The 23303-nt window shown below is 64.4% G+C and carries 23 protein-coding genes; 5 read left to right on the top strand and 18 right to left on the bottom strand.

Annotated elements, in window-relative coordinates; genetic code table 11:
* Positions 1-3 precede the first annotated feature (3 nt).
* Together sdhD and sdhC are read right to left on the bottom strand one after the other, a co-directional pair.
* The gene (gene sdhD / locus FJ959_RS02010; protein WP_140628162.1) at positions 4-399 is read right to left on the bottom strand and encodes a succinate dehydrogenase, hydrophobic membrane anchor protein; all 396 of its coding nucleotides are present in this window, start codon (positions 397-399) and stop codon (positions 4-6) included.
* Between the two features lie 2 nt (positions 400-401).
* A complete protein-coding gene (gene sdhC / locus FJ959_RS02005; RefSeq protein ID WP_140518100.1) occupies positions 402-821 on the bottom strand; it encodes a succinate dehydrogenase, cytochrome b556 subunit in 420 nt (139 codons plus the stop codon).
* A gap of 443 nt (positions 822-1264) precedes the next feature.
* Between sdhC and FJ959_RS02000 the strand changes: the two genes are divergently transcribed.
* Positions 1265-1627, top strand: a complete 363-nt coding sequence (locus FJ959_RS02000; protein ID WP_140580167.1) for a hypothetical protein — start codon at positions 1265-1267, stop codon at positions 1625-1627.
* Here FJ959_RS02000 and FJ959_RS01995 read toward each other — a convergent pair.
* Both FJ959_RS01995 and FJ959_RS01990 read right to left on the bottom strand, forming a co-directional pair.
* On the bottom strand, positions 1611-2813 hold the full coding sequence (locus FJ959_RS01995; RefSeq protein WP_140518098.1) for a GGDEF domain-containing protein: 1203 nt from the start codon (positions 2811-2813) through the stop codon (positions 1611-1613). The genes FJ959_RS02000 and FJ959_RS01995 overlap by 17 nt on opposite strands.
* A gap of 187 nt (positions 2814-3000) precedes the next feature.
* Positions 3001-4197 carry a GGDEF domain-containing protein gene (locus tag FJ959_RS01990; RefSeq protein WP_140518097.1) on the bottom strand — a complete coding sequence of 399 codons (1197 nt, stop codon included), beginning with the start codon at positions 4195-4197 and terminating at the stop codon, positions 3001-3003.
* 160 nt (positions 4198-4357) lie between these two features.
* On the opposite strand from FJ959_RS01990, the gene FJ959_RS01985 reads away from it, so the two are divergent.
* A complete protein-coding gene (locus FJ959_RS01985; protein ID WP_140492726.1) occupies positions 4358-4672 on the top strand; it encodes a hypothetical protein in 315 nt (104 codons plus the stop codon).
* Positions 4673-4759: 87 nt separating this feature from the next.
* Here the strand turns inward: FJ959_RS01985 and leuC are convergent, their stop codons facing one another.
* The 7 genes from leuC to rplS form a co-directional block, all read right to left on the bottom strand.
* Positions 4760-6169, bottom strand: a complete 1410-nt coding sequence (gene leuC / locus FJ959_RS01980; RefSeq protein WP_140518096.1) for a 3-isopropylmalate dehydratase large subunit — start codon at positions 6167-6169, stop codon at positions 4760-4762.
* Between the two features lie 314 nt (positions 6170-6483).
* Positions 6484-7119, bottom strand: coding sequence for a class I SAM-dependent methyltransferase (locus tag FJ959_RS01970; protein ID WP_140518095.1), 636 nt, complete (start codon positions 7117-7119; stop codon positions 6484-6486).
* Between the two features lie 56 nt (positions 7120-7175).
* On the bottom strand, positions 7176-7988 hold the full coding sequence (locus tag FJ959_RS01965; RefSeq protein WP_140492737.1) for an amino acid ABC transporter permease: 813 nt from the start codon (positions 7986-7988) through the stop codon (positions 7176-7178).
* A 260-nt stretch (positions 7989-8248) separates the two neighbouring features.
* Positions 8249-9046: a transporter substrate-binding domain-containing protein gene (locus FJ959_RS01955; protein WP_140492740.1), complete on the bottom strand. Its 798-nt coding sequence runs from the start codon at positions 9044-9046 to the stop codon at positions 8249-8251.
* 177 nt (positions 9047-9223) lie between these two features.
* Positions 9224-9733, bottom strand: coding sequence for a MarR family transcriptional regulator (locus tag FJ959_RS01950; RefSeq protein ID WP_140518092.1), 510 nt, complete (start codon positions 9731-9733; stop codon positions 9224-9226).
* Positions 9730-10149, bottom strand: a complete 420-nt coding sequence (locus tag FJ959_RS01945) for an organic hydroperoxide resistance protein (protein WP_140518091.1) — start codon at positions 10147-10149, stop codon at positions 9730-9732. The genes FJ959_RS01950 and FJ959_RS01945 overlap by 4 nt, the downstream gene beginning before the upstream one ends.
* A gap of 155 nt (positions 10150-10304) precedes the next feature.
* Complete coding sequence (gene rplS, locus FJ959_RS01940; protein ID WP_140492749.1) at positions 10305-10844, bottom strand: 50S ribosomal protein L19; 540 nt, start codon at positions 10842-10844, stop codon at positions 10305-10307.
* Positions 10845-11149: 305 nt separating this feature from the next.
* On the opposite strand from rplS, the gene FJ959_RS01935 reads away from it, so the two are divergent.
* Entirely contained in the window at positions 11150-11902 is a 753-nt protein-coding gene (locus FJ959_RS01935; protein WP_140518089.1) for a sulfite exporter TauE/SafE family protein, read from the top strand.
* Here the strand turns inward: FJ959_RS01935 and trmD are convergent.
* Together trmD and rimM are read right to left on the bottom strand one after the other, a co-directional pair.
* On the bottom strand, positions 11884-12585 hold the full coding sequence (gene trmD / locus FJ959_RS01930) for a tRNA (guanosine(37)-N1)-methyltransferase TrmD (RefSeq protein WP_140492755.1): 702 nt from the start codon (positions 12583-12585) through the stop codon (positions 11884-11886). The genes FJ959_RS01935 and trmD overlap by 19 nt on opposite strands.
* Entirely contained in the window at positions 12582-13181 is a 600-nt protein-coding gene (gene rimM, locus FJ959_RS01925) for a ribosome maturation factor RimM (protein WP_140518088.1), read from the bottom strand. Before rimM ends, trmD begins: the two co-directional genes overlap by 4 nt.
* A 284-nt stretch (positions 13182-13465) precedes the next feature.
* Here rimM and FJ959_RS01920 point away from each other — a divergent pair, with 284 nt between their 5' ends.
* Entirely contained in the window at positions 13466-14404 is a 939-nt protein-coding gene (locus FJ959_RS01920) for a tyrosine recombinase XerC (protein ID WP_140492761.1), read from the top strand.
* 174 nt (positions 14405-14578) lie between these two features.
* Positions 14579-15646, top strand: a complete 1068-nt coding sequence (locus tag FJ959_RS01915) for a TraB/GumN family protein (protein ID WP_140559275.1) — start codon at positions 14579-14581, stop codon at positions 15644-15646.
* Between the two features lie 562 nt (positions 15647-16208).
* Here FJ959_RS01915 and lpdA read toward each other — a convergent pair.
* From lpdA to FJ959_RS01885, 5 genes are all read right to left on the bottom strand, one after another.
* The gene (lpdA, locus tag FJ959_RS01905; protein WP_140628159.1) at positions 16209-17612 is read right to left on the bottom strand and encodes a dihydrolipoyl dehydrogenase; all 1404 of its coding nucleotides are present in this window, start codon (positions 17610-17612) and stop codon (positions 16209-16211) included.
* A gap of 26 nt (positions 17613-17638) precedes the next feature.
* Positions 17639-18394: an SDR family oxidoreductase gene (locus FJ959_RS01900; protein WP_140628156.1), complete on the bottom strand. Its 756-nt coding sequence runs from the start codon at positions 18392-18394 to the stop codon at positions 17639-17641.
* Positions 18391-18849 (bottom strand): hypothetical protein, encoded by a 459-nt coding sequence (locus FJ959_RS01895; RefSeq protein WP_181165200.1) that lies wholly within the window; start codon positions 18847-18849, stop codon positions 18391-18393. The genes FJ959_RS01900 and FJ959_RS01895 overlap by 4 nt, the downstream gene beginning before the upstream one ends.
* Before the next feature lie 86 nt (positions 18850-18935).
* Positions 18936-20222 (bottom strand): 2-oxoglutarate dehydrogenase complex dihydrolipoyllysine-residue succinyltransferase, encoded by a 1287-nt coding sequence (odhB, locus tag FJ959_RS01890; protein WP_140524967.1) that lies wholly within the window; start codon positions 20220-20222, stop codon positions 18936-18938.
* A gap of 47 nt (positions 20223-20269) precedes the next feature.
* The gene (locus FJ959_RS01885; protein WP_140518081.1) at positions 20270-23254 is read right to left on the bottom strand and encodes a 2-oxoglutarate dehydrogenase E1 component; all 2985 of its coding nucleotides are present in this window, start codon (positions 23252-23254) and stop codon (positions 20270-20272) included.
* Between the last annotated feature and the right edge of the window lie 49 nt (positions 23255-23303).

The raw sequence follows: 23303 nt of genomic DNA, 5'->3' as shown, positions 1-23303 counted from the left end.
ACGTCAGCCTCCGAATGCCAGTTTGAGCAGGGCGAAGAGCGAAGCCACGCCGACCGCTACGGTGAAGAAAGTGTTGAGGGCGATCAGCGCCAGCTTCATGCCTTCGCCATGCACGTAATCCTCGATGATCACCTGCATGCCGATCCGCATGTGATAAAGCGGCGAGATGAGCACAAGGGCCATCATCAGCGCCACGAGCGGGTCGGCGAGCGCTGCCCGCACCTCCGCATAACCGGCGCCGTTGAGCGCGACCAGGAACCCGGTGAAGAACAGGATCAGCGGGATGTTGGCGATTGCCGTGAGGCGCTGGCGCCAGAAATGCCCGGTGCCTTCGCGGGCGGACCCCAGGCCGCGGACTTTCGCCAGCGGCGTGCGCATGTCGGTCTTTCCAGTGCTCATGGTCAGGCTCCTCGCGCCATATAGCCGGCGATCCAGATCAGCAGCGTGAGCAGGACCGAGCCGGCCAGGGTCGCCCAGGCGATCTTGGAGGCGGTATGCTTTTCGAGACCGGCGCCGGTATCCCAGATCAGGTGGCGCACGCCGCCCAGCATGTGGTGCATGAGCGCCCAGGTGTAGCCGAACAGGATCAGCCGTCCGAGCCAGGTTCCGAAGGCCCAGCTCACCCAATCGAAAGTGGCTTGCGAGCTCGCCGCCGCCATCAGCCATATCGCGACCAGGAGCGTGCCGAAATAGAGCGCGCCGCCGGTGATGCGATGGATGATCGACATCGTCATGGTGATCGGCGGCCGGTACACGCTGAGGTGCGGCGAAAGCGGCCGTTCACGTCTGGCGAATTCGCGGGTGGCTGGTGATTTGCTCATGGCTCCCCCAGTTCGGCGTTCCTGGAGCCTCAGGTGGAAATGCGGCATTGCCGCTTCCGGTTGCGACTTCGGACAGCCGGTTTCTAATGCTCTTTTTGCACCGCGTCAAAGCCAGAAAACCGTTTCGAAAACGTAATTTAGTCTGATTAAAAGGCAGGTCCGGGCTTCAATCGATTAGGCGTCGACGATGCCAAGCCGGCCCGTTCTCGCTGCGGTGCAGCATATATGTGGCGGGCGCGGGCTTCGGCTCAGCGGGTGCAGGTCAGCGGCGCGAGCCCGCCTTCATCACCAGCGCCTCGCGACCGTCGATCACGATCGCGTCATGTGCCTCGTTAACCATGTTTATCAAGACATGGGTGAGAACCGCGCCAGCCTCTTAACAAAGGTTAAGAAAAGGTTAATTTCCGAATCGAGGAGGCTTTGTCTCCAATATGGAGGACGCCATGCGTTCGAATTCGGGCAGATCGCGCCTTGCGGCGCTCACAGTGGCGGTATTGGCCGTCGGCTTCGCCGCGCCGGCGCTGGCGGACGGACGCCACCAGGATCGGGTCTACGCCGATTCCTTCGGCAATCTCGTCATCGACAGTGCCGCCGGCTACAAGCGCATCCTCGTCGGCGAAGGCAAGCTCGCCAAGCAGCTGTCCGACTATACCAGCGCCGGCCAGCCCAAGGTGATCTACGAGAACGGGGCTGACGAGATGTCGGGCTATGGCGACTGCTATCGGCCGCCGGTGTTCGTGAAGGGGCGCAGTTATATGTATGGCCTCTCCGACGGCGAAATGCCCGAGCTCAGCCCCTGCCGCTGAACAGCGCCACGGCCTCTGGCCTGGCTGGCCCGGCGGAAACGCGCACGCAGTCGCGCCCGGCATCCTTGGCCTGATAGAGCGCTTCATCGGCACGCCGCATCAGATCGGAAAAATGCTCGCCGGCATGAAGCTCGGCGACGCCGAAGCTTGCCGTGCAGCGATTGTCGGCGGGGAGCCCGTCGATGGGCAGCGTCCCGAAGGCGCTGCGCGCGCCTTCGGCGAACAGCCGCGCGGCGGCAAGGTTGGTGCCTGGCAGGATGATGGCGAACTCCTCGCCGCCTATACGACCGGCGACATGGTGGTCGGCCGCGGCCTCGCGCAGGAAGCGGGCAAAGGCCTCGATGACCCGGTCGCCCGAGGCATGGCCGTAATTGTCGTTGATGGACTTGAAGTGGTCGAGATCGGCGATGACCAGCGCGACTGGGACGCCCCGGCGCGCCGCTTCCCCCAGCGCCCTCTCGGCGTGATGCTCGAAGCCGCCGCGGTTGAGGAGCCGCGACAGCGTGTCCGTTTCCGATTTCGACGTCGCCTCGGCGAGCACGTCGCGCACCAGTATGGCCAGCGCCAGCAAGGCCAGCGCCACGCCGAACACGGTGCCGAGCGATTGCGATACCAGGGCATAGCTGGTCTGCAGATAGGATTGTGGGGCGGCGCCGCGGCCGCCAAGCGCATCGGCGATGAATGGCTTGCTGGCGAACTGCATGGCGCTGGCCGCCAGCACCGCCATCAGCATCCGATCGAGCCGGCCACGCCTTTGCCTGGACGACCAGACAATGCCGAACCCGGTAAGCTGCATGACGGCGTAGGGCAGTTGGTAGGCCATCTTGCTGACTAGGGACTGGCGCGGCAGATCCTGGGCGAAATAGACCGCGACAGACGCAACGGCCAGGATCAGGAGCATCGCCGACCAGGGCGGCGTCACGCCGTATCTATGCGCAAGCCCGCCGTTGAAGGCGATGGTGGCGCCAAGGAAAACGGCAAAGGCTGCGACGACCACCAGCCGCGCATTGTCGAAGGCGGGAATGCTGAACTCAACGACGAAATAGGCCATGCCCAGCACATAGCCGAACGCCAGCCAGCGTGCCGAGACGCGTCCGATGTCATAGACGGCGATCGCCATGAAGGCCGCCGCCAGCAGCCCGGCAACGAACAGATTGATGACAAGGATGAAGTCCGCGCCGCCCATGATTTCCCAAGCCCCTGACGGCAGCAAACCATCGACGGGCGAAAAAGAAGTTAACGTGAGGTCATATCGAGGCTCGCGCACGCCTCGGACATTGGCCGAACGATGTTTGCCATCGCCTTTCAGGGAAGCAAGGAACGAAGCGGTGCGGCGCGGGTCCTGGATGATGAAGGCGTCAGGCCGATCGCCTTCAGCCGGCTTTGAGCGGCTCCGGCACGAACAGCGTTTCCGGCCGCTCATAGGACAGGCGCACGCTGTCACGGCCGTTTTTCTTGGCCTTGTAGAGGGCCTCGTCGGCGCGGCGCATCAACGGCTCCAGCGCTTCGTCGCCGCTGCGCGCCGCCACGCCGAAACTGGCGGTGACCTTGGTGCCGGGCGGAAGTCCGTCGACGCCGCCGGCCGAGTAGGCCACGCGCACGGCCTCTGCGAACAGCCGCGCGGCGGCAAGATCGGTCAAGGGCAGGAGCACCGCGAATTCCTCGCCGCCGATACGTCCAGCCTCACCGCGCGCACCGGCGGCCGCGCGAAGCCTGGCGGCGAAGTCAGCGATCACCCGGTCGCCCGCGGCATGCCCATGCAGGTCGTTGAGCGCCTTGAAGTGGTCGAGATCGGCCAGCACAAGGGCCACCGGCAATTTCGCCGCCGCGCAGCGTTGCAAGAGCAGGGCCGCCCGTTGCTCGAAGCCGCGCCGATTGAGCAGGCGAGACAGCGGATCGGTGTAGGTTTCGACCTTCAACGCCTTCATCACGTCGAGCGCGGCGGCGGAGAACAGGCAAAGCGCGATCAGCAGCGACAGCAGCGCATGCGACAGCAACGCCGTCGTCCAATAGGATGATGTATAGAGCTCGTCATAAGTCGCGAAAGGCCCGTGCGCGACGATGACGGCAAGCGTGCGCACGAAGAAATTCAGCCCCGCGAGCAACGCCAGGACGAACAGGATCTTTTCCGTCGGGCCATTGCCACGCACCTTGCGCAATTCGGCGGCCGCCACCAGGCTGATGCCGCCGAGCGCGAAATTGATGACGAGGACCCGCCATGTCAGGTCCGGCTGGACGAACAGGAACCAGCAAAAGGCGGCCATGCCGCCGCTCGCCAAGACGCAAAGCCCGGCATAGGGCACTCGCTGGCCATGCCGCGCCACGATCGCGCCGGCCAGGCAGGATCCGGCAACGCAGAAGCATAGGTTGGAGAGCAGCTTCGACGGTGCCAGGCCAACGGGCAGCGTGAAATGCTGGAACAGGAACCCGGCCGCCGCAAGCGAATAGCTTACCGCCAGCACGGCCAGATAGGGACGGTGGCGCTGATAGAACCAAAGCACGAGGAACGCCGCGCCGAGGGCCAGCGCGATCGTCGGGTTTAGCAACGCTATCAGCAGGCCGGTGTCCAAAGGACCGTGACTTCCCCTCGCTTGACGTCGGGAAAGACCTTAGGCTGCAAGCCCAAACAAGCGGTTAAGCGAAAGCGAATATGCGTCACGCTGGTGCGGAGCGTGACGTGGAACCGGCGCGCCGGACCTGCGTTTGTCCAGCGCAGAAGAGGAACCGATAATGGCCGATACAATCACCCTGACCGATCACGAGGCAATCCGTTCATGGGCCGCTTCACGCGCCGGCTTTCCGGCCATTGTCGACGTGTCGCCCGAGGCCGGCACGCAGGCGATGCTGCGGCTGGTGTTCGGCCAGCACGCCTATGAGGACGAAGACCAGCCGGAGCGCCCGATCAATGCCGGAGGTTATGAGTTGGTCGAGTGGGACGAATGGTTCAAACTCTTCGATGAACGCGGGCTGGCCCTGGTGGTTGCCGCCGAAGAACCAGGGCGCCGCGAGCAGTTCCACGAGATCATCCGCCGCGACGACCGGTGAAGCTCCAACATGCTCTGGACGCTCAAGCAGAAGGCCCGGATCGCATCGCGGTCCGGGCCCTTGCGTTTCGATCGAACCAGCCGCGATTTACTTCCAGTCGCGAATATCGACGAAGTGGCCGGCGATCGCCGCCGCCGCAGCCATGGCCGGCGACACCAGATGGGTGCGCCCCTTGAAGCCTTGCCGGCCCTCGAAATTGCGGTTCGAGGTCGAGGCGCAGCGCTCATGCGGCTTCAGCCGGTCGTCGTTCATGGCAAGGCACATCGAGCAACCCGGCTCGCGCCAGTCGAAGCCGGCGGCGAGGAAGATCTTGTCCAGCCCTTCGGCCTCGGCCTGTTCCTTGACCAGGCCGGAGCCCGGCACGATCATGGCGTTGACGCGCGGATTGACTTTTCTGCCCTCGACCACCTTGGCGGCGGCGCGCAGATCCTCGATGCGGCCGTTGGTGCAGGAGCCGATGAAGACACGGTCGAGGGCGATGTCGGTGATCTTCGTTCCCGGCGTCAGGCCCATATAGTCGAGCGCGCGCTGCTTTGAGGTGCGCTTGTTTTCGTCGGTGATGTCTTCCGGGTTCGGCACAATCCCTTGCACCGAGACAACATCCTCCGGGGAAGAGCCCCAGGAGACGATCGGCGGCAGTTTGGCCGCATCGAGCACGATCACCTTGTCGAAATGCGCGCCTTCGTCGGATTGCAGCGTCTTCCAGTAGGCGAGCGCGGCGTCCCAGGCGGCGCCCTTGGGCGCGCGCGGCTTGTCCTTGACATAGGCGAAGGTCGTCTCGTCGGGTGCGATCAGGCCGGCGCGCGCGCCGCCCTCGATCGACATGTTGCAGATCGTCATGCGGCCTTCCATCGACAGCGAGCGGATCGCCTCGCCGGCATATTCGATGACATAGCCGGTGCCTCCGGCGGTGCCGATCTCGCCGATGATGGCGAGGATGATGTCCTTGGCGGTGACGCCTTCCGGCAACTGGCCGTCGACGCGCACCAGCATATTCTTGGCCTTGCGCTGGATCAGCGTCTGCGTCGCCAGCACGTGCTCGACCTCCGACGTGCCGATGCCGTGCGCCAGCGCGCCGAAGGCGCCGTGGGTGGAGGTGTGGCTGTCGCCGCAGACGATGGTCATGCCGGGCAAGGTGAAACCCTGTTCCGGCCCGATGATGTGGACGATGCCCTGGCGGATGTCATTCTCCGAATAATATTCGACGCCGAAATCCTTGGCGTTCTTGGCCAGAGCCTCGACCTGGATGCGGCTTTCCTCGTTCTTGATGCCGAACTTGCGCTCGGGCGAGGTCGAGACGTTGTGGTCGACCACGGCCAGCGTCTTTTCGGGATGACGGACTTTGCGACCACTCATGCGCAGGCCCTCGAAGGCCTGCGGGCTGGTCACCTCATGGACGAGGTGGCGGTCGATATAGAGCAGACAGGTGCCGTCGTCCTGGCGGTCGACGACGTGGTCGTCGAAAATCTTGTCATAGAGGGTGCGCGGTGCGCTCATGTGCGTAAATCCGTCGATATGAGAAAGGGAAGGGCAGACGCCAAGATGTCAGGCGAAACGAGTTGATCAGTCGGCCCGCGTAAGTCGGCTGGTCGGCGCGCCACAGACGCGCGCGGAGAAGCGCGACGGCAGGCGTTTTCTGTCCTGCAGCACGAACCCCTTGTAGGCCGGATCGCCAAAAAGCTCTTCCATGGCGGGGTAGATAGCAATGTTTTGGCTTTTCGGCAATTGGCGGTGGCTGCGCGGGACCTGGGTTCCTCGTCCTCGCGTCCACGCCTCCGGGGGATGCGCACCAAGCTTGGCGGACCCGCGGTTCAAAGCACCTCGAAGACAAACGTCTTCACCAGCGCATCCGGCTCGGCAATCGCATAGCAGCGGAACCACGGGCTTTGCTCGACCAGCCGCCATTTTCCTGTCCGTTCCAGCTCGTCGAAGACGGCCTGGAAACCACCGCTCTCGAACACCTGGTCGCGTACGGTGAAGATGGCGTGGCCGCCTTTCTTCGTGATGCGCACCAGTTCGTGCAGGCCGGAAGCCGGCGCATGGCTGATGGTGAACACGCCGGTCGAGAAGAAGGCGCGGAAATGGCCGTCGGGCCAGGGCAGCGGGCCGCCCAGCATTGCCTGCTTCAGCTCGCCATAGGCGTTGCGGCTGCCGGCGATCTTCAGCATGTCGTCCGACAGGTCGAGCCCGGCGATATCGCCGTAGCCCAGCGCCTTCAGCGACGGCCCCGACAGGCCGGTGCCGCAGCCCGCGTCGAGCAGCGGCCCTTCGCCCGCAGGCACATGGCGCGCCACCCAGGCGGCAATGAGGAACGGCAGGAGATAACCGAGCGAGGCGGTCTCGCTGTCATAGGTCGCGGCCCATGCGGCATAGGCCTGCGCCAGGGTTTCGGGCGTATCGGCCGTATAGACCGAGTCCAGCGCTGCATTGGCCTTGTCGACGTTCATGGGCATGCTCCTCCTCCAGTGCGCAACCGGAGCGTAACGCCGTCCTTGCCGAAAGACTATTCCTGATGCTGGCGGCGCAGCCGCCGTTCCAGCGCCCGGAGCGCCAAAGACAAGCCGACGGTCAGGATGAGATAGATGTAGGCTGTTATCGAATAGGTCTCGAAGAAGCGGAAGGAACCGGCGGCATAGACCTTGCCCATCTGCGTGATGTCGGCGACACCGAGCACCGAGACCAGCGAGGAATCCTTGACCAGGGCGACGAAGTCATTGCCGAGCGGCGGCAGGATGGTACGGATCGCCTGCGGAAAGACGATGAGCCGGAAACGTTGCGCCCGCGTGAGCCCGAGCGCCTTGGCCGCTTCGATCTGGCCCTTCTCGACCGCCTGGATGCCGGCCCGGAACACTTCGGAGATGAAGGCGGAATAGCCGATGGTCAGCGCCATGACGGCGCGCCACAAGAGCGAGACGTCGCGCACCTGCAACTCGCCGAGATAGCCGGTGCTCTGCAGCGGCGCGGTCAGCGCGTTCCAGGCTGCGACGAAAGCCGGTGCGCCGGCAAACGCGATCCAGAACAAAAGCACCAGGATCGGTACGCCACGGATGATCTCGACATAGAAACGCGCGATCTGCCGCAGCCACTGCGAACCCGACAATCCCATCAGCGCGATGCCGAGGCCGATGATCGAGGCCAGCGCGAAGGCGACAATGGTGACGAAGACGGTGACGCCGATGCCCTTGGCGACAGTGGCGAAGACCTGGGCATAAAGATCGCTGGCGGCGATGGCGAGCGCGGCGGCCAAGGCAAGGACAAGGGCGGCGGCCAGCCACCAGGGGAATTCAGGTTTGACGGAGGATGGTGGGGGGGCCATCAGGCGTGGCCGGCGAGGTGCATAGTGCGCAAGGCAGGCGCCAAGGCGCCCCCCTCTGTCCTGCCGGACATCTCCCCCTCAAGGGGGGAGATCAGATGTCTCATCGACCTTCGCCAATCTTCATCGATGCTGCATGTGGGACGAAGGCCAAGCTGCCAATCTCCCCCCTTGAGGGGGAGATGCCCGGCAGGGCAGAGGGGGGCGTTCAAGCGCAAACTCAGCGCGAGTTCCCGCACGCGCACCGCCCGCATCAAGACGAACTACTGCCCCATCTTGTAATCAAGAAACCATTTCTTGTTCAGCGCATCGAACGTGCCGTCGGCCTTGAGCGCGGCGATCGCGGCGTTGACAGGCTTCACCAGGTCGGAGCCCTTGGGAAAGATGAAGCCGAAATCCTCGGTGCCGAGCGGGCCGCCGATCAGCTTCAGCTTGCCCTCGGAAGCGTCGACATAGCCCTTGCCCGCAGTGCCGTCCGTGAGCACCACATCGACGTCGCCAGTCTTCAGCGCCTGCACGGTGGCACCGAACGTCTCGAACAGCTTTATGCGCGGGTTCTGCTCATTGCCGTCCAGCACGCTGTAGACAGCGGTGTAGAAGGGCGTCGTGCCGGCCTGCGCGCCGATCAGCCCGTCCTTGAAGGCGCCGAAGGTCTTGGCGTCGGTGAAGCGGCTCTCGTCGCCGCGCACCAACATGAACTGTTCCGAGCGCATATAGGGGTCGGAGAAATCCACCTTCTGCTTGCGGTCGTCCTTGATGGTGATGCCGGTCATGCCGATGTTGTACTGGTTGTCGGAAACCGCCTGGATCATCGCGTCCCAGGACGTGTTCTGGTACTCGACGGTGAAATTCAGCCGCTTGGCGATCTCGTTCATCGCGTCATATTCCCAGCCGATCTGTTTTCCGGTCTTGGCATCGATGAACTGTAGCGGCGGATAGGCGTTTTCCGTCACCACCACCACTTTCTTGCCGCCGAGATCGGGCAGCGCCTGGGCGAAGGCGGCAACGGGCGCAAGCATGACGGCAAGCAGGCCGGCCAGCAGCAGTTTCGATTTTGTCATGACACACTCCCCGGAAGTGAAAGCGCCCGGACACGGGCCGGGCTTGCAAAGGAATCCGGCGCCGACTTTAGCTCTCCGCAAGCGCCATGCAAGACGCTCCGCTGCGCCACGGCCGGCGAAAAACGCAAATAGATACTTTCGGCCGGGATTCTGGGGAACGATCCTTGCCGTGGCCGATCAGCCGCGCTGCGGCGCTCCGGCATCGGCCTCGCGCAGCCCGGCGACGAAGCGGGTCAGCGTGCCATGCAGCGACTTCAACTCGGCTGGGTCGAGCGGCATGCTGCAGAGCATGGCGGCGGGGATGTCCCTGGCGCGCTCGCGCAAGGCTTGGCCCTTGGCTGTCGGCTCGACCAGCACGCGGCGCTCGTCGGCAGGATCGCGCCGGCGCGTAACCAGGCCGCCGGCCTCGAGCCGCTTGAGCAGCGGCGTCAGCGTCGCCGAATCGAGGCCCAGCGCCTCGCCGAGCTCGCCCACCGTGCTCGGCGCGCGCTCCCACAGCGCCAGCATGGCCAGATATTGCGGATAGGTCAGGCCAAGCGGATCGAGCAACGGCCGGTAGAGCTTCGTCATCAATCCGCTCGCCGAATAGAGCGCGAAGCAGAGCTGGTCGCTGAGCCTTGGGACCGCGCTTGTCCCGGCGTCACCCGCCGGGACCTGGTTGGCCGTGTCTTTGGTTTTCGCCGTCATGTCGCCTTTGCCGAAATCGCCACCTCGATATTGCCCCTGGTTGCGTTGGAGTAGGGGCAGATCTGGTGCGCTGCCGATACAAGCGCTTCGGCGGCCGCCTGATCAAGACCTTTCGTCTCGGCCGCTAGGGAAACGCCGAGCAGGAAACCGCCCTGACCGTTGGGATGGAGGCTGACAGTGGCCGTCACCGAGGCATCGCGCAGCGGCAGTTTCTGCTTGCCGGCGAGAAACCGCATGGCGCTTTCGAAGCAAGCGGCATAGCCGGCGGCGAAAAGCTGTTCGGGATTGGTGGCGCCACCCTTGCCGCCAAGCTCCTTCGGCATTGCGAGGTCGACGCTGAGCAGGCCGTCATTGGTCTGGACGTGGCCGGCGCGGCCGCCGACGGCACGAGCCTGGGTCGAATAGAGTGCGGGCATATCAAGTCTCCAAAATTAATTTGTACACGATTAATTAGTATACCGTATTATAGGAGTCAATCCCGCTTTGGAAGCCCGCATGTGGCAAAGGGCGGGCTCCGAAACGAAAAAAAGGCGGCCGAAGCCGCCTTTTTCAGAAGTCTCTGTCGAAAGCCTTATTCGGCGGCAGCGGCTTCCGCAGCCTTGGCGGCTTCGTCGGCGGCCTTCTTCTCGGCGGCTTCCTTGGCGGCCGTCTCGGCGGCCAGCGCCTGCGCGGCGGCAACCTTCTCGGCCTCGATGCGCGCCTTCTCGGCGTTCAGCGCATCGCGCTCCTCATCGTTGAGCTTGCGGGCGCGCACGCCGGTGTTCTCCGAAATACGGGCCGACTTGCCGCGACGGTCGCGCAGGTAATAGAGCTTGGCACGACGCACCTTGCCGCGACGCACGATCTCGACGCCTTCGACCATTGGCGAAAACACCGGGAAGACGCGCTCGACGCCTTCGCCGTAGGAGATCTTGCGGACGGTGAAATTTTCCTGGAAGCCCGAACCGGCGCGGGCGATGACGACGCCTTCATAGGCCTGGACGCGGGTGCGGGTGCCCTCGGTTACGCGGACCTGGACGCGCACGGTGTCGCCGGGCTGAAATTCGGGAAGCTTGCGCTTGGCTTCGATCTTGGCGGCCTGTTCGGCCTCGAGCTGACGGATGAGATCCATCTCAATAATCCACTTCTTGTTCTTCCGACAGTCAGAGCGCCCGGCGCTCGCCTTGCAGTTCCAATGACCGCTCGGCTATGCCCTTTGTTCGAAAACATCGGGCAGGGGCGACTACACCGCCATTGTTGACGGGTCCGGCAGATTTCTCCCGGTTCGGCGGGCACATACAGCTATTTCGACGCTTTGTCACGTCTTGGCCGCGTCTTTTTTGCTCGCGTGCACCATCGTATCTGTCCACTACCGGGTTGCAAGGGCCCTTCAAGCTGCCTAAGGCGGGGCAACCATAGTTCTCCGGCGGCATCCTCATGTCCTTTTTCGACGCGGTCCTGCTATTCATGGCGGGTTTTCTTTCCGGCGCCGCCAATGCGGTCGCGGGCGGCGGCACCTTCATCACCTTCGGTGCCATGACCTTGGTCGGCCTGCCGCCGATCGTCGCCAACGCGACCTCCTCGGTGACGCAATTTCCCGGCTACATCACCTCGACGCTGGCCTACCGGGACGACATCCGCCATTTCTGGCGTGGCGCCCTGCTGCTCTGCCTGATATCGGCGCTCGGCGCACTGGCCGGCGCACTCATCCTGCTGGCGCTGGACAATCCGTCATTTCGCGTCCTGGTGCCGTGGCTGCTGCTGGCCGCGACGGCGCTGTTCGCCGCCGGGCCGTGGCTGAAGCCCGCACCCAAGCCGGGGCATGAGGCTTCTGTGGGCTCGTTGGCCGGCTCGCTGGCGCAGTTCGTCACCGCCATCTATGGCGGCTTCTTCGGGGCCGGCATGGGCGTGATGATGCTGGCGACGCTCGGCCTGACCCAGGCCGGCGACTACCACCGCCTGAACGCGCTGAAAAACATGCTGGCCATGGTCATCGCAGCGGTCGCCATCGTCGTCTTCGTCTCGGGTGGCGTCGTCGCCTGGCCGCAAGCGATCATCATGATCCCCGGCGGCGCGTTGGGCGGCTATGCCGGCGTGTGGATCGCCAAGCGCGTGCCGCAGAACGTGGTGCGTGGCTTCGTCGTCGCGGTCGGGCTGTTCCTGGCTTTCTACTATTTCGCCAAGGGCTGAGGAGAGCCGAGCAAGTCCGGCCGCCGTTCTCGAGTCAGCTTCTCCGACTGTGCCCGCCGCCACGCCGCGATCTTGCCGTGGTTGCCCGAGGTCAGCACCTCGGGAATAGGCCGGCCCTCGAAATCCTGCGGCCGCGTGTAGTGCGGGTGTTCGAGCAGGCCGTTTTCAAAGCTCTCTTCTTCACCCGACACGGCATTGCCCATGACGCCGGGCAGCAGCCGCACGACCGCGTCGAGCAGCACAAGCGCCGCCGGCTCGCCACCGGACAGAATGAAGTCTCCGACCGAGACTTCCTCCAATCCTCGCGCGTCGATCACCCGCTGGTCGATGCCTTCGAAGCGGCCGCACAGGATGACGGCGCCCGGCCCGGCGGCCAGTTCGCGCACGCGCGCCTGCGTCAGCGGCTTTCCACGCGGGCTCATCAGCAGCCGTGGCCGCAAATCGCCTTCGGGCGAGGCATGGTCGATCGCCCTGGCCAAGACATCGGCGCGCATGACCATGCCGGCGCCGCCGCCGGCCGGCGTGTCGTCCACAGTGCGGTGGCGGTCGGTTGCGAAGTCGCGGATCTGGATCGCCTGCAGCGACCATGTACCGGCCTCCAGCGCCCGCCCGGCCAGCGACAGGCCAAGCAGACCCGGAAACATTTCCGGGTAGAGCGTAAGCACGGAGGCGGAGAAGCTCACCGGTTGCCCCCGGCGTCCCTCGGGCCGCGCGGCCTGCCCTTCGGGTCGAAGCCTTCCTCGCGCGGCGCTTCGCCGTCCTCGTCCTCGACCAGTCCGGCCGCCGCCTGGTTGACGCGCACAAAACCCTCGGCGATGGACACTTCGGGCACCGCGGCCTGCGTGAACGGGATCAACACGCCCTTGCGTCCGGCCAGCGTCACATCGAGGATGTCGCCGCCGCCGAAATTGTGCACGGCGACGACCTTACCAAGGACGGCTCCCGTATCGTCCCGAACCTCCAGACCGATCAGGTCGGCATGATAGAATTCGTCTTCCTCGCCGTCATCGGGCAGCATGGAGCGATCGACGAACAGCTCCGTGCCGGCCAGCGCCTCGGCCGCGTTGCGGTCGCTGACGCCCTTGAAGCGCACCACGACCACGGTGTTGGCGGGCCTTATGTCGATGATCTGGAAGGCGCGGCCGTCCTTCGCATAAAGCGGCCCGTAATCGGCGAGCGCCAGCGGATCGCCGGTGAAGGTTTTGACGCGCAATTCGCCCTTGATGCCGTGGGCGGCGCCGATCACGGCCATCTGGACGGGGTTCTGGGGCTTGCTCATGGCGCGCTTTTACCTTCGTCATCCATGGGCGGAGCAGGCACGAAGCGACTGCGCAGACCCGTGGATCCCTTCCGTTACTGTGATCAAAACCGACGGCAGTTCAGAAAGGCTCACGGGTCTCGTCCCTGCAACTCTCTATTTGCGGATACCCCGTTTGGCCAATCACCACGGTTTTGACTTGCCGCCGGTCGACTCCTAGCCCCACCGGATTGTCATTTCAATGACGCCTCTTCACCGCTTCCTAACCCGGCTGCCGGAAAATGACGGCGAACCGGAACGACGCCATGCAGGAATTCCTTATCCCGGCAAAGCCCGACCTCCAGGCGGCGCGCGAAAGCTGGCTCAAGATGCTCGCGCGAGAACGTCGGCTGTCGCCCGAGACGGTGGAAGCCTACGAGCGCGACACCAGGCAGTTCCTGCATTTCCTGACGGGTCATAATGGCGGCCCGCCCGGCATAGCCGACATCGCCGATCTGCGCCCGGCCGACCTGCGCGGCTTTCTGGCCGCCCGCCGCAATGAAGGCGCAGGCGCCCGCACGCTCGGCCGGGGGCTGGCCGGCATTCGCTCACTCTTGCGCTTTCTGGAACGGCGTGGTCTCGCCAACGCAGCGGGCGCGGCGGCCCTGCGCGCGCCTCGCCAACCAAAGTCACTGCCGAAACCGCTGACGGCCAGTGACGCAAAACATGTCGTTTCCGTCGAGGGTCAATTGGCGGAGGAACCCTGGATCGCCGCCCGCAACGCCGCCGTGCTGACGCTGCTCTACGGCTCGGGCCTGCGCATTTCCGAGGCGCTCGGCCTTGCCGGCGCCGAACTGGCGTCGGAGGCCGACACGGTGCTGCGCGTCACCGGCAAGGGCGGCAAGACGCGGCTGGTGCCGGTGCTGCCGGTGGCGCTCAGGGCGGTTGCCGAATACCGCCGGCTGTGCCCCTACCATCTCGACCCCAAGGGCCGGTTGTTTCGCGGCGCGCGCGGCGGCCCGCTCAACCCGGCCATCGTCCAGCGCGAGATGGCCAAGCTGCGCTCGGCGCTCAACCTGCCGGACACCGCAACGCCGCACGCCTTGCGCCATTCCTTCGCCACGCATCTGCTCGGCCGCGGCGGCGACCTGCGCACCATCCAGGAACTGCTCGGCCATGCCAGCCTGTCGACCACGCAGATCTACACCGGCGTCGATACGTCGAGGCTGTTGGAGATCTATGAATCGGCTCACCCGAGGGCGTGAAGTATTGGGGTTGCGCGAGGCTTCCGGACTTCGCCACGGGATGATGAGGGGTGGGCGGCTCAACCAACCGCAAGCCGTTCAGTAATTCGAGCGATAGTCAAAACTGATTGAACCGAAGACAATTTCGTTCTCCGGGTTAACCGTTTTGCCGTTTTTCCAGCTTAGGAAAGGACCATGAAACGGGTCATCGTCATCGCCGACCGCGCTGCGCTCTTCTCGCTGAAGCTGCTCCTGGCGTTCCATGTGCTGTTCTTCCTGTCTCTGCTCGCCGTGCTGTTGTTTGCGGCGGGCAAGGCGCATGCCGAAATCCCGTCCTGCACCGGCGCCGACATGCTGTCGGCGTTGCAGAAAAGTGACCCGTCCACCTACCGCAAGATCGAGGCGGAAGCCGCCGCAACGCCGAACGGCAAGGGCCTGCTGTGGAAGCTGGAGAAGACGGGCGAACAGCCGTCCTTCCTGTTCGGCACCATGCATATGACCGACCCGCGCGTCACCGCGCTGCCGCCGGCCGCGCAGAAGGCCTATGACGGCGCCGGCACCATCGTCATCGAGACCACCGAAGTGCTCGACCAGCAGAAGATGATGGCGGCCCTGCTCAAGCAGCCGGAGCTGATGATGTTCACCGACAGCACCACGCTGTCGTCGCTGCTGTCGCCCGACGACGCCGCGGCGGTCGACAAGGCGCTCGACGAACGCGGCATCCCGCCGGCAACCGTCGCCAAGATGAAGCCGTGGATGCTGTCGGCCATGGTGGCGCTTCCAGCCTGCGAGCTCGCCCGCAAGGCCGGCGGCGCGCCGGTGCTCGACGTCAAGCTTGCCGAGGATGCCAAGGCCTCCGGAAAATCCGTCGAAGGGCTGGAGACCGTCGCCGACCAGCTGCGCGCCATGGCTTCGCTGCCGATGGCGTTCCACATGAAGGGACTGGTCGACACACTGAAGCTCGGCGACAAGATGAACGACGTCAACGAAACCATGATCGTGCTCTACCAGCGCGGCGAGACCGGCATGTTCTGGCCGCTGTTTCGCGCCGTGCTGCCCGGCGAGACGGGCGACGCGACAGGCTACGCGGCGTTCGAGCAGACCATGATCACCAGCCGCAACAAGGCGATGGTCGATCATGCCGGACCATTCCTCGCCAAAGGCAGTGCCTTCATCGCCGTCGGCGCGCTGCATCTGCCCGGTCCCGAGGGCCTGGTCGAGGATTTCCGCAAAGCCGGCTATACTGTCACCGCTGTCGATTGAGTCGCGTGGGCAGCGGAGGAATCAGGCGCCGCGTTTTCGGCGCTTTCCTTCCCTAGCGTGAAACCCCATCAACGGTTGCGCGTTGATGGCTGTTGATTGATCATTTTCATCCACGGAGGACACTTTTATGGCGAATCCATCAAACGACACGCCCAGATCAGGTGGCGGCGGCAGCCCTTGGCTGATTGCATTGGTCGTCGTTATTCTGGCGATTGTCGCGTATTATGTTTTCGGAAGAAGTGGTGAGCATCCGGCGACCGAACCGCCCGCCGCAAGCACACCGGCCCCGGCGCCAGCGCCCGCGGAGCCGATGAAGCCCGCCGAACCGGCTCCTGCCCCTGCCCCTGCCCCAGCACCCGCGCCGGCCCCTGCACCGGCGACACCGGCTCCTGCGCCGGCCCCAGCTCCCGCACCGGCCCAGTAATCGGGCCACGGCTTTCAACGAAGAACGGCCCGCCTTCCGGTGGGCCGTTCTGTTTGGGGCAGGCAAGGAGGCAATTCCCTCAAGGGAAGCGCTACGCGCTTGCCCGGGAAAACCGTTTCACGGTTTTCCTGGATCGTTCTAAATATGGATCGGCTTGAAGAACGTCGCCAATGCCGCTTCCTTCACTGCTTCCGACATGGTCGGATGGGCATGACAGGTGCGGGCGAGATCTTCCGACGAGCCGCCGAATTCCATCAGCACCGCCGCCTCGTGGATCATCTCGCCGGCGCCGAAGCCGACGATGTGAACGCCGAGCACGCGGTCGGTGGCCTTGTCGGCCAGGATCTTGACGAAGCCGTCGGTGTGCAGCATGGCGCGCGCCCGGCCATTGGCGGTGAACGGGAATTTCCCGACCTTGTAGTCGATGCCGGCCTTCTTCAATTCCTCCTCGGTCTTGCCGACCGAAGCGATCTCCGGGCTGGTGTAGACGACGCTCGGAATGACGTCGTAGTTCACATGGCCGGCCTGGCCGGCAATCGTCTCGGCGACCGCTACGCCCTCATCCTCGGCCTTGTGCGCCAGCATCGGCCCGGCGATGACATCGCCGATGGCATAGATGCCTGGTACGTTGGTCCTCAGGTGCGCGTCCGTCTTGACCCGGCCGCGCTCATCGACCTCGACGCCCGCTTCCTTCAGGCCCAGGCTGTCGGCGAAAGCGCGGCGGCCGGTGGCGATCAGCACCATGTCGGCCTCGATCGTCTCGGCCGCGCCGCCTTTCACAGGCTCGAAAGTGACGCTGGCGCCCTTCTTGGCCTTGGCGACGCCGGTGACCTTGGCGCCGAGCCTGAATTCGAAGCCCTGCTTGGAGAGCAGTCGCTGGAATTGCTTGGAGACCTCACCGTCCATACCGCCGAGGATGGTGTCGAGGAATTCGACCACGGTGACCTTGGCGCCGAGCCGCGCCCAGACCGAGCCGAGCTCGAGCCCGATGACGCCGCCGCCGACCACGACGAGATGGCCAGGCACCTTGTCCAGCGACAGCGCGCCGGTCGAGGACACGATGACTTTTTCGTCGAAGTCGACCGTGACGCCAGGAATGCCGGCGACATCCGAGCCGGTGGCGATGACGATGTTCTTCGTCTCGATTTCCTCGACCTTGCCGTCCTCGCTCGTCACCGACACCTTGCCCGCCGCGACCACCGTGCCGATGCCGCGAAAACTATCGATCTTGTTCTTCTTGAACAGGAAGGCGACGCCGTTGACGTTCGCCGTCACCGTGGCGTCCTTGTGCGCCATCATCTTCTTCAAATTGAGCTTCGGTGTCACTTCGACACCCAGTGTGTCGAAGGAGTGGCCGGCTTCGGCGAACATCTCGGAGGCATGCAGCAACGCCTTGGACGGAATGCAGCCGATGTTGAGGCAGGTGCCGCCGAAGGTCGAGTTCTTCTCGACCACCGCGACCTTCAGCCCGAGCTGCGCCGCCTTGATGGCGCAGACATAGCCGCCCGGTCCCGAGCCGATGATTACGACGTCATAAGCCATGTTTGTTTCCCTTTTTCTTGGGGCGCTCAGCGGCCGCCGCTGACATTCAGGATCGCGCCGGTCGTATAGGACGCGGCATCGGACAACAGGTAGAGAACCGCGCCCGCGACTTCATCCGCGGTGCCGGCTCTTTTCATTGGCAGAAGATCGCGGAACCGCTCTATCCGGTCCGGCTGCCCGCCCGAGGCATGGATTTCGGTATCGATGATGCCCGGCCGCACCGCATTGACGCGGATGCCTTCCAGCGCCACCTCGCGGGCGAGCCCCATGGTGAAGGTGTCGATCGCGCCCTTGGACGCGGCGTAGTCGACATATTCGCCCGGCGAGCCCAGAATTGCCGCAGCCGACGAGATGTTGACGATGGATCCACCCGACCCACCGTGACGGCTCGACATCCGCTTCACCGCTTCGCGGGCGCAGAGGAGCGACCCCACGACGTTGATGCGCATCATGCGCTCCAGCCGTGAAACATCCATCTCATCGACCCGCGCCTTGACGTCGACGATGCCGGCATTGTTGACGAAAGCATCGAGCCGGCCATAGCCGCGGTCGACGGCTTCAAACATGGCAACGATATCGGATTCGACGCCGACATCGCCCCTGACCGCAAAGGCCTCGCCGCCTGCGGCCTTGATTTCGCCGACCAGTGCCTCGGCGGCGGTCTGGTTGGAGGTGTAGTTGACCGCTACGCGATAGCCAGCCTTCGACCCGAGCCGGCAGATCGCGGCGCCGATGCCGCGGCTGCCACCGGTGACCAGCAGCACCTTTTGCGTCCCGCTCATTCCTGGCATCCCTTCAAGGCAAACACGTCCGACGGCACTTTCGAAAACCCGGCGCCGCCATAGGCGGTGGATTGATGCAACACCGGACCGAGATCGGGCAGGATCAGCGTCTTCGGTGCTTCGACGCCTTCGGCCGGCAACAGGCCGATGCTGCCCTTTTCATCCGACGTATAGATGACGCCGTTCCACAAGGTGCAGGCGGCAAGCTCGGTGCCGGTAACGTCGCCTCCCGGGCATTTGTACATCAGCGCCCCGTTCGGCCGCGAAACACCTTCGTTCCATTGGACGATGCCGTTCAGCACCACATCGTTGTCGAGGATCAAGCGGAACGTGTTGGTGACGGTCGCCGACGTGCCGGTCGGCGTAAAATTGATCTCACTGCCGCTCTGGGCATCGCCGTAGACGGCGAGTTCGGCCGGGCATGCGGCATTAGCGTGGACAGCGGCGAATGCCATACCGGCCGCCAGCGCTATCGGTCTGGCAGGCCCAGGGAACAGGGCCATTATTGGCTACTCCGACCGCGAGCCGCCATCCGACCGCCTCACAGATCAAGCACCAGCCGTTCCGGATCCTCCAGACTTTCCTTGACGCGCACCAGGAAGGTCACCGCTTCCTTGCCGTCGACGATGCGGTGATCGTAGCTCAGCGCCAGATACATCATCGGCCGGATCACGATCTGGCCGCCGACCACCACGGGCCGGTCCTGGATCTTGTGCATGCCCAGAATACCCGACTGCGGCGCGTTGAGGATCGGCGTGGACATCAGCGACCCGTAGACGCCGCCATTGGAAATCGTGAACGTGCCGCCCTGCATGTCGGCGACCGACAGCTTGCCGTCGCGCGCGGCGATGCCGAGCCGGCCGATCTCCTTCTCGATCTCGGCGATAGACATCTGGTCGGCATCGCGCACCACCGGAACGACCAGACCCTTCTCGGTGCCGACGGCGACGCCGATATGGGCGTAGTTCTTGAAGATGATATCGGTGGCATCGATCTCGGCGTTGACCGAGGGGATTTCCTTCAGCGCGTGCGTGACGGCCTTGGTGAAGAAACCCATGAAGCCGAGCTTCACGCCGTGCTTCTTCTCGAACACGTCCTTGTACTTGGTCCTGAGCGCCATCACCGCTGACATGTCCACCTCGTTGAAGGTGGTGAGCATGGCGGCGGTCGACTGCGCTTCCTTGAGCCGGCGCGCGATGGTCTGGCGCAGCTTGGTCATGCGCACGCGCTCCTCGCGCGCCGCGTCGTTGCCTGAGGACGGCGCACGGGCAGCAACCGGCGCTGCCGGGGCCGGGGCCGCCTTCGGCGTCTCGGCCGGCTGCGACGGCGCACCCTTGGAGATGGCGTCGAGCACGTCGCCCTTCAGCACCTGGCCGCGCTTGCCGGAGCCGGAAAGCTGGTCGACCGACAGATTGTTCTCGGCGATCAGTTTCGCCGCTGCCGGCGCCGGCGGCATGGTGCGCGGCTCGACCGGACCGGCGTCGCCGGCGACCTTGGCGGTCTCGGCGGCGGCCTGTTTGGTGGTCTGCGCGGCGTCGGGGCTCGATGCCTGCGCCACGGCTTGCGGCTTGGTCACTGGTGCGGCGGCGCCGCCGGCCGAAATGGAGCCCAGAAGCGCGCCGACCCCGACCGTCTCGCCTTCCTTGGCCGCGATCTCGCCCAAGGTTCCAGCGCCCGGCGAGGGAACCTCGACCGTCACCTTGTCGGTTTCGAGCTCGACCAGCGGCTCGTCGGCGGCAATGGCATCGCCCACCTTCTTGAACCATTTGCCGATGGTTGCCTCGGTGACGGATTCGCCGAGAGTGGGAACGCGGATTTCGGTAGCCATTGTGCCTGTCCGTTTGTTGTCTGTCTGTTCTATTCGCTCAACTCTGCCTACTCGCCGAGCGCGTCTTCGAGCAAGGCGGCGAGCTGGGCGAGATGCTTGGACATAAGCCCGGTCGCCGGCGAGGCGGATGCCGGCCGGCCGGTGTAGCGCACCCGCTGGTGCTTGGCGTCGATATGCGCCAGCACCCATTCCAGATACGGGTCGATGAACGACCAGGCGCCCATGTTCTTGGGTTCCTCCTGGCACCACACCATTTCGGCATTGCGGAAGCGCGACAATTCGGTGATCAACGCCTTGGCCGGGAACGGGTAGAGCTGTTCGACGCGCAGCAGATAGATGTCGTTGATGCCACGCTTCTCACGCTCCTCGTAGAGGTCGTAATAGACCTTGCCCGAGCACAGCACGACACGCCGGATCTTGGAATCCTTGGTCAGCTTGATGGCCTGGTTGGGCAAGAGCTGGGCATCGTCCCACAGCAGCCGGTGGAACGAGCTTTCGCCCGACATTTCCGGCAGCGTCGACACCGCCCGCTTGTGGCGCAGCAGCGACTTCGGCGTCATCAGGATCAGCGGCTTGCGGAAGTCGCGCTTCAACTGCCGGCGCAATATATGGAAGTAGTTGGCCGGCGTCGTGCAGTTGGCCACTTGCATGTTGTCCTCGGCGCAGAGCTGCAGGAAACGCTCGAGCCGGGCAGACGAATGTTCCGGTCCCTGGCCTTCATAACCATGCGGCAGCAGGCAGACGAGGCCCGACATCCGGAGCCACTTGCGCTCTCCGCTGGATATGAACTGGTCGAACACCACCTGGGCGCCGTTGGCGAAGTCGCCGAACTGAGCTTCCCACAACGTCAGCGCCTTAGGCTCGGCCAGGCTGTAGCCATATTCGAAGCCGAGCACGGCTTCTTCGGACAGCATTGAGTTGATGACCTCATAGCCGGCCTGCGCCGCCGACAGATTGTTGAGCGGGATGTAGCGGGTCTCGTCGCGCTGGTCGTAGAGCACGGAATGGCGCTGCGAGAAGGTACCCCGCTCCGAATCCTGCCCGGAGAGGCGGATCGGGTTGCCGTCGAGCAGGATGGCGCCAAAAGCCAGCGCCTCGGCCGTCGACCAGTCGATGCCTTCGCCGGATTCGATGGCCTGGCGGCGGTTTTCGAGGAAGCGGATGATCGTCTTGTGCGCCTCGAAATTCTTCGGCACCTCGGTCAGCTTCTTGCCGATCTCCTTCAGTGTCTTGGCCGGCACCGCGGTCTTGCCGCGCCGCTGTTCATCCTGGTTGTCGGCCGTACGCAGGCCCGACCAGGCGCCATCCAGCCAATCGGCCTTGTTGGGCTTGTAATGCTGGCCGACTTCCCACTCGGATTCCAGATGCTCCCGCCAGTCGGCCTTGAGCTTGTCGAACTCGGCCTGCGTCAAGTGGCCTTCGGCGATCAGCCGGTCGGCATAGATCTGCACCGTTGTCTTATGGTTGCGGATGTTGCGGTACATGATCGGCTGCGTGAAGGCCGGCTCGTCGCCCTCATTGTGGCCGAAGCGGCGGTAGCAGAACATGTCGACCACGACAGGCTTGTGGAATTTCATGCGGAATTCGATCGCCACCTTGGTGGCGTGCACCACGGCTTCCGGATCGTCGCCATTGACGTGGAAGATCGGCGCCTCGATCATCTTGGCGACGTCGGACGGGTAGGGCGACGAGCGCGAGAAGCGCGGATTGGTGGTGAAGCCGATCTGGTTGTTGATGATGAAATGCAATGTGCCGGCAACGCGGTGGCCGCGCAGGCCCGATAGGCCGAGGATTTCGGCAATGACACCCTGGCCGGCAAAGGCTGCGTCGCCATGCAGCAAAAGCGGCAGCACCTTGGCCCGCTCTTCCAGCGGCACGATCTCCTCGCGACCGCGGCCGAACAGATAATCCTGCTTGGCGCGCGCCTTGCCCATCACCACAGGGTCGACGATTTCCAGATGCGAGGGATTGGCGGTCAGCGACAGGTGCACCTTGTTGCCGTCGAACTCGCGGTCCGAGGAGGCGCCAAGATGGTATTTGACATCGCCGGAGCCCTCGACGTCGTCGGGTGCGGCCGAGCCGCCCTTGAATTCGTGAAAGATGGCGCGGTGCGGCTTGGCCATCACCTGGGAGAGTACGTTGAGGCGGCCGCGATGCGCCATGCCGAGCACGATCTCCTTCAGCCCGAGCTGACCGCCGCGCTTGACGATCTGCTCCAGCGCCGGGATCAGCGCTTCGCCGCCGTCGAGGCCGAAGCGCTTGGTGCCTTTGAACTTGACGTCGGCGAACTGCTCGAAGCCCTCGGCCTCGATCAGTTTCTGCAGGATCGCCTTCTTGCCGGTCGCGGTGAAGGAGATCTCCTTGTCGGCGCCCTCGATGCGCGCCTGGATCCACGCTTTCTCTTCCGGATCGGAGATATGCATGAACTCGACGCCCAGCGTCGAGCAATAGGTGCGGGTCAGGATGTCGAGCATCTGGCGGATGGTGCCGAATTCGAGCCCGAGCACATTGTCGAGGAAGATCGGCCGGTCGTAGTCGGCTTCGGTGAAGCCGTAATTCTCTGGCGACAGCTCGTTGTAGTCCTCGAGCGTGGCGATGCCGAGCGGGTCGAGATTGGCGTGCAGATGGCCGCGCATGCGATAGGCGCGGATCATCATGATGGCGCGCACGGAATCGCGCGTCGCCTGGTGCACGTCGGCGTCGGAGGGGACGGCGCCGTTGACGGCTGCCTTCTCCTTGACCTTCTTTTCGATGTGCTTCTCGACCAGGCCCCAATTGCCGTCGAGCGCCGACACCAGCTCGCCATTGGCCTGCAGAGGCCAGGAGGGCTTGGCCCACGAGGCGCCCTTGGCGTTCTTGCGGACATCCCCGGCATCGTCCTTCAGGCCGGCGAAGAACTCCTGCCATTCGGGATTGACCGAGGCTGGATCGTCCTCATACGCCGCATAGAGCGCGTCTATATAATCGGCATTGCCGCCATAGAGGAAAGAGGTGAGCGAAAATTGGTCGTTGGCCTGATCTTGTCGTGCCATTTTGTCTGCGGAGCCTGGCTCCGTCTCCTTTCGAGGGGAATAGTGAGTA

The organism is Mesorhizobium sp. B2-2-4 (genome assembly GCF_006442375.1).
GTDB lineage: Bacteria > Pseudomonadota > Alphaproteobacteria > Rhizobiales > Rhizobiaceae > Mesorhizobium.
The sequence above is the reverse complement of the archived record's forward strand: the minus strand, read 5'-3'. Positions and strand labels throughout refer to the sequence as shown.

Bases quoted from the DNA above. Each gene is read 5' to 3' on its own strand.
- sdhD (WP_140628162.1), bottom strand. From the start codon at position 399: ATGAGCACTGGAAAGACCGACATGCGCACGCCGCTGGCGAAAGTCCGC.
- sdhC (WP_140518100.1), bottom strand. From the start codon at position 821: ATGAGCAAATCACCAGCCACCCGCGAATTCGCCAGACGTGAACGGCCG.
- FJ959_RS02000 (WP_140580167.1), top strand. From the start codon at position 1,265: ATGCGTTCGAATTCGGGCAGATCGCGCCTTGCGGCGCTCACAGTGGCG.
- FJ959_RS01995 (WP_140518098.1), bottom strand. From the start codon at position 2,813: ATGGGCGGCGCGGACTTCATCCTTGTCATCAATCTGTTCGTTGCCGGG.
- FJ959_RS01985 (WP_140492726.1), top strand. From the start codon at position 4,358: ATGGCCGATACAATCACCCTGACCGATCACGAGGCAATCCGTTCATGG.
- leuC (WP_140518096.1), bottom strand. From the start codon at position 6,169: ATGAGCGCACCGCGCACCCTCTATGACAAGATTTTCGACGACCACGTC.
- FJ959_RS01970 (WP_140518095.1), bottom strand. From the start codon at position 7,119: ATGAACGTCGACAAGGCCAATGCAGCGCTGGACTCGGTCTATACGGCC.
- FJ959_RS01965 (WP_140492737.1), bottom strand. From the start codon at position 7,988: ATGGCCCCCCCACCATCCTCCGTCAAACCTGAATTCCCCTGGTGGCTG.
- FJ959_RS01955 (WP_140492740.1), bottom strand. From the start codon at position 9,046: ATGACAAAATCGAAACTGCTGCTGGCCGGCCTGCTTGCCGTCATGCTT.
- FJ959_RS01950 (WP_140518092.1), bottom strand. From the start codon at position 9,733: ATGACGGCGAAAACCAAAGACACGGCCAACCAGGTCCCGGCGGGTGAC.
- FJ959_RS01945 (WP_140518091.1), bottom strand. From the start codon at position 10,149: ATGCCCGCACTCTATTCGACCCAGGCTCGTGCCGTCGGCGGCCGCGCC.
- rplS (WP_140492749.1), bottom strand. From the start codon at position 10,844: ATGGATCTCATCCGTCAGCTCGAGGCCGAACAGGCCGCCAAGATCGAA.
- FJ959_RS01935 (WP_140518089.1), top strand. From the start codon at position 11,150: ATGTCCTTTTTCGACGCGGTCCTGCTATTCATGGCGGGTTTTCTTTCC.
- rimM (WP_140518088.1), bottom strand. From the start codon at position 13,181: ATGAGCAAGCCCCAGAACCCCGTCCAGATGGCCGTGATCGGCGCCGCC.
- FJ959_RS01920 (WP_140492761.1), top strand. From the start codon at position 13,466: ATGCAGGAATTCCTTATCCCGGCAAAGCCCGACCTCCAGGCGGCGCGC.
- FJ959_RS01915 (WP_140559275.1), top strand. From the start codon at position 14,579: ATGAAACGGGTCATCGTCATCGCCGACCGCGCTGCGCTCTTCTCGCTG.
- lpdA (WP_140628159.1), bottom strand. From the start codon at position 17,612: ATGGCTTATGACGTCGTAATCATCGGCTCGGGACCGGGCGGCTATGTC.
- FJ959_RS01900 (WP_140628156.1), bottom strand. From the start codon at position 18,394: ATGAGCGGGACGCAAAAGGTGCTGCTGGTCACCGGTGGCAGCCGCGGC.
- FJ959_RS01895 (WP_181165200.1), bottom strand. From the start codon at position 18,849: ATGGCATTCGCCGCTGTCCACGCTAATGCCGCATGCCCGGCCGAACTC.
- odhB (WP_140524967.1), bottom strand. From the start codon at position 20,222: ATGGCTACCGAAATCCGCGTTCCCACTCTCGGCGAATCCGTCACCGAG.
- FJ959_RS01885 (WP_140518081.1), bottom strand. From the start codon at position 23,254: ATGGCACGACAAGATCAGGCCAACGACCAATTTTCGCTCACCTCTTTC.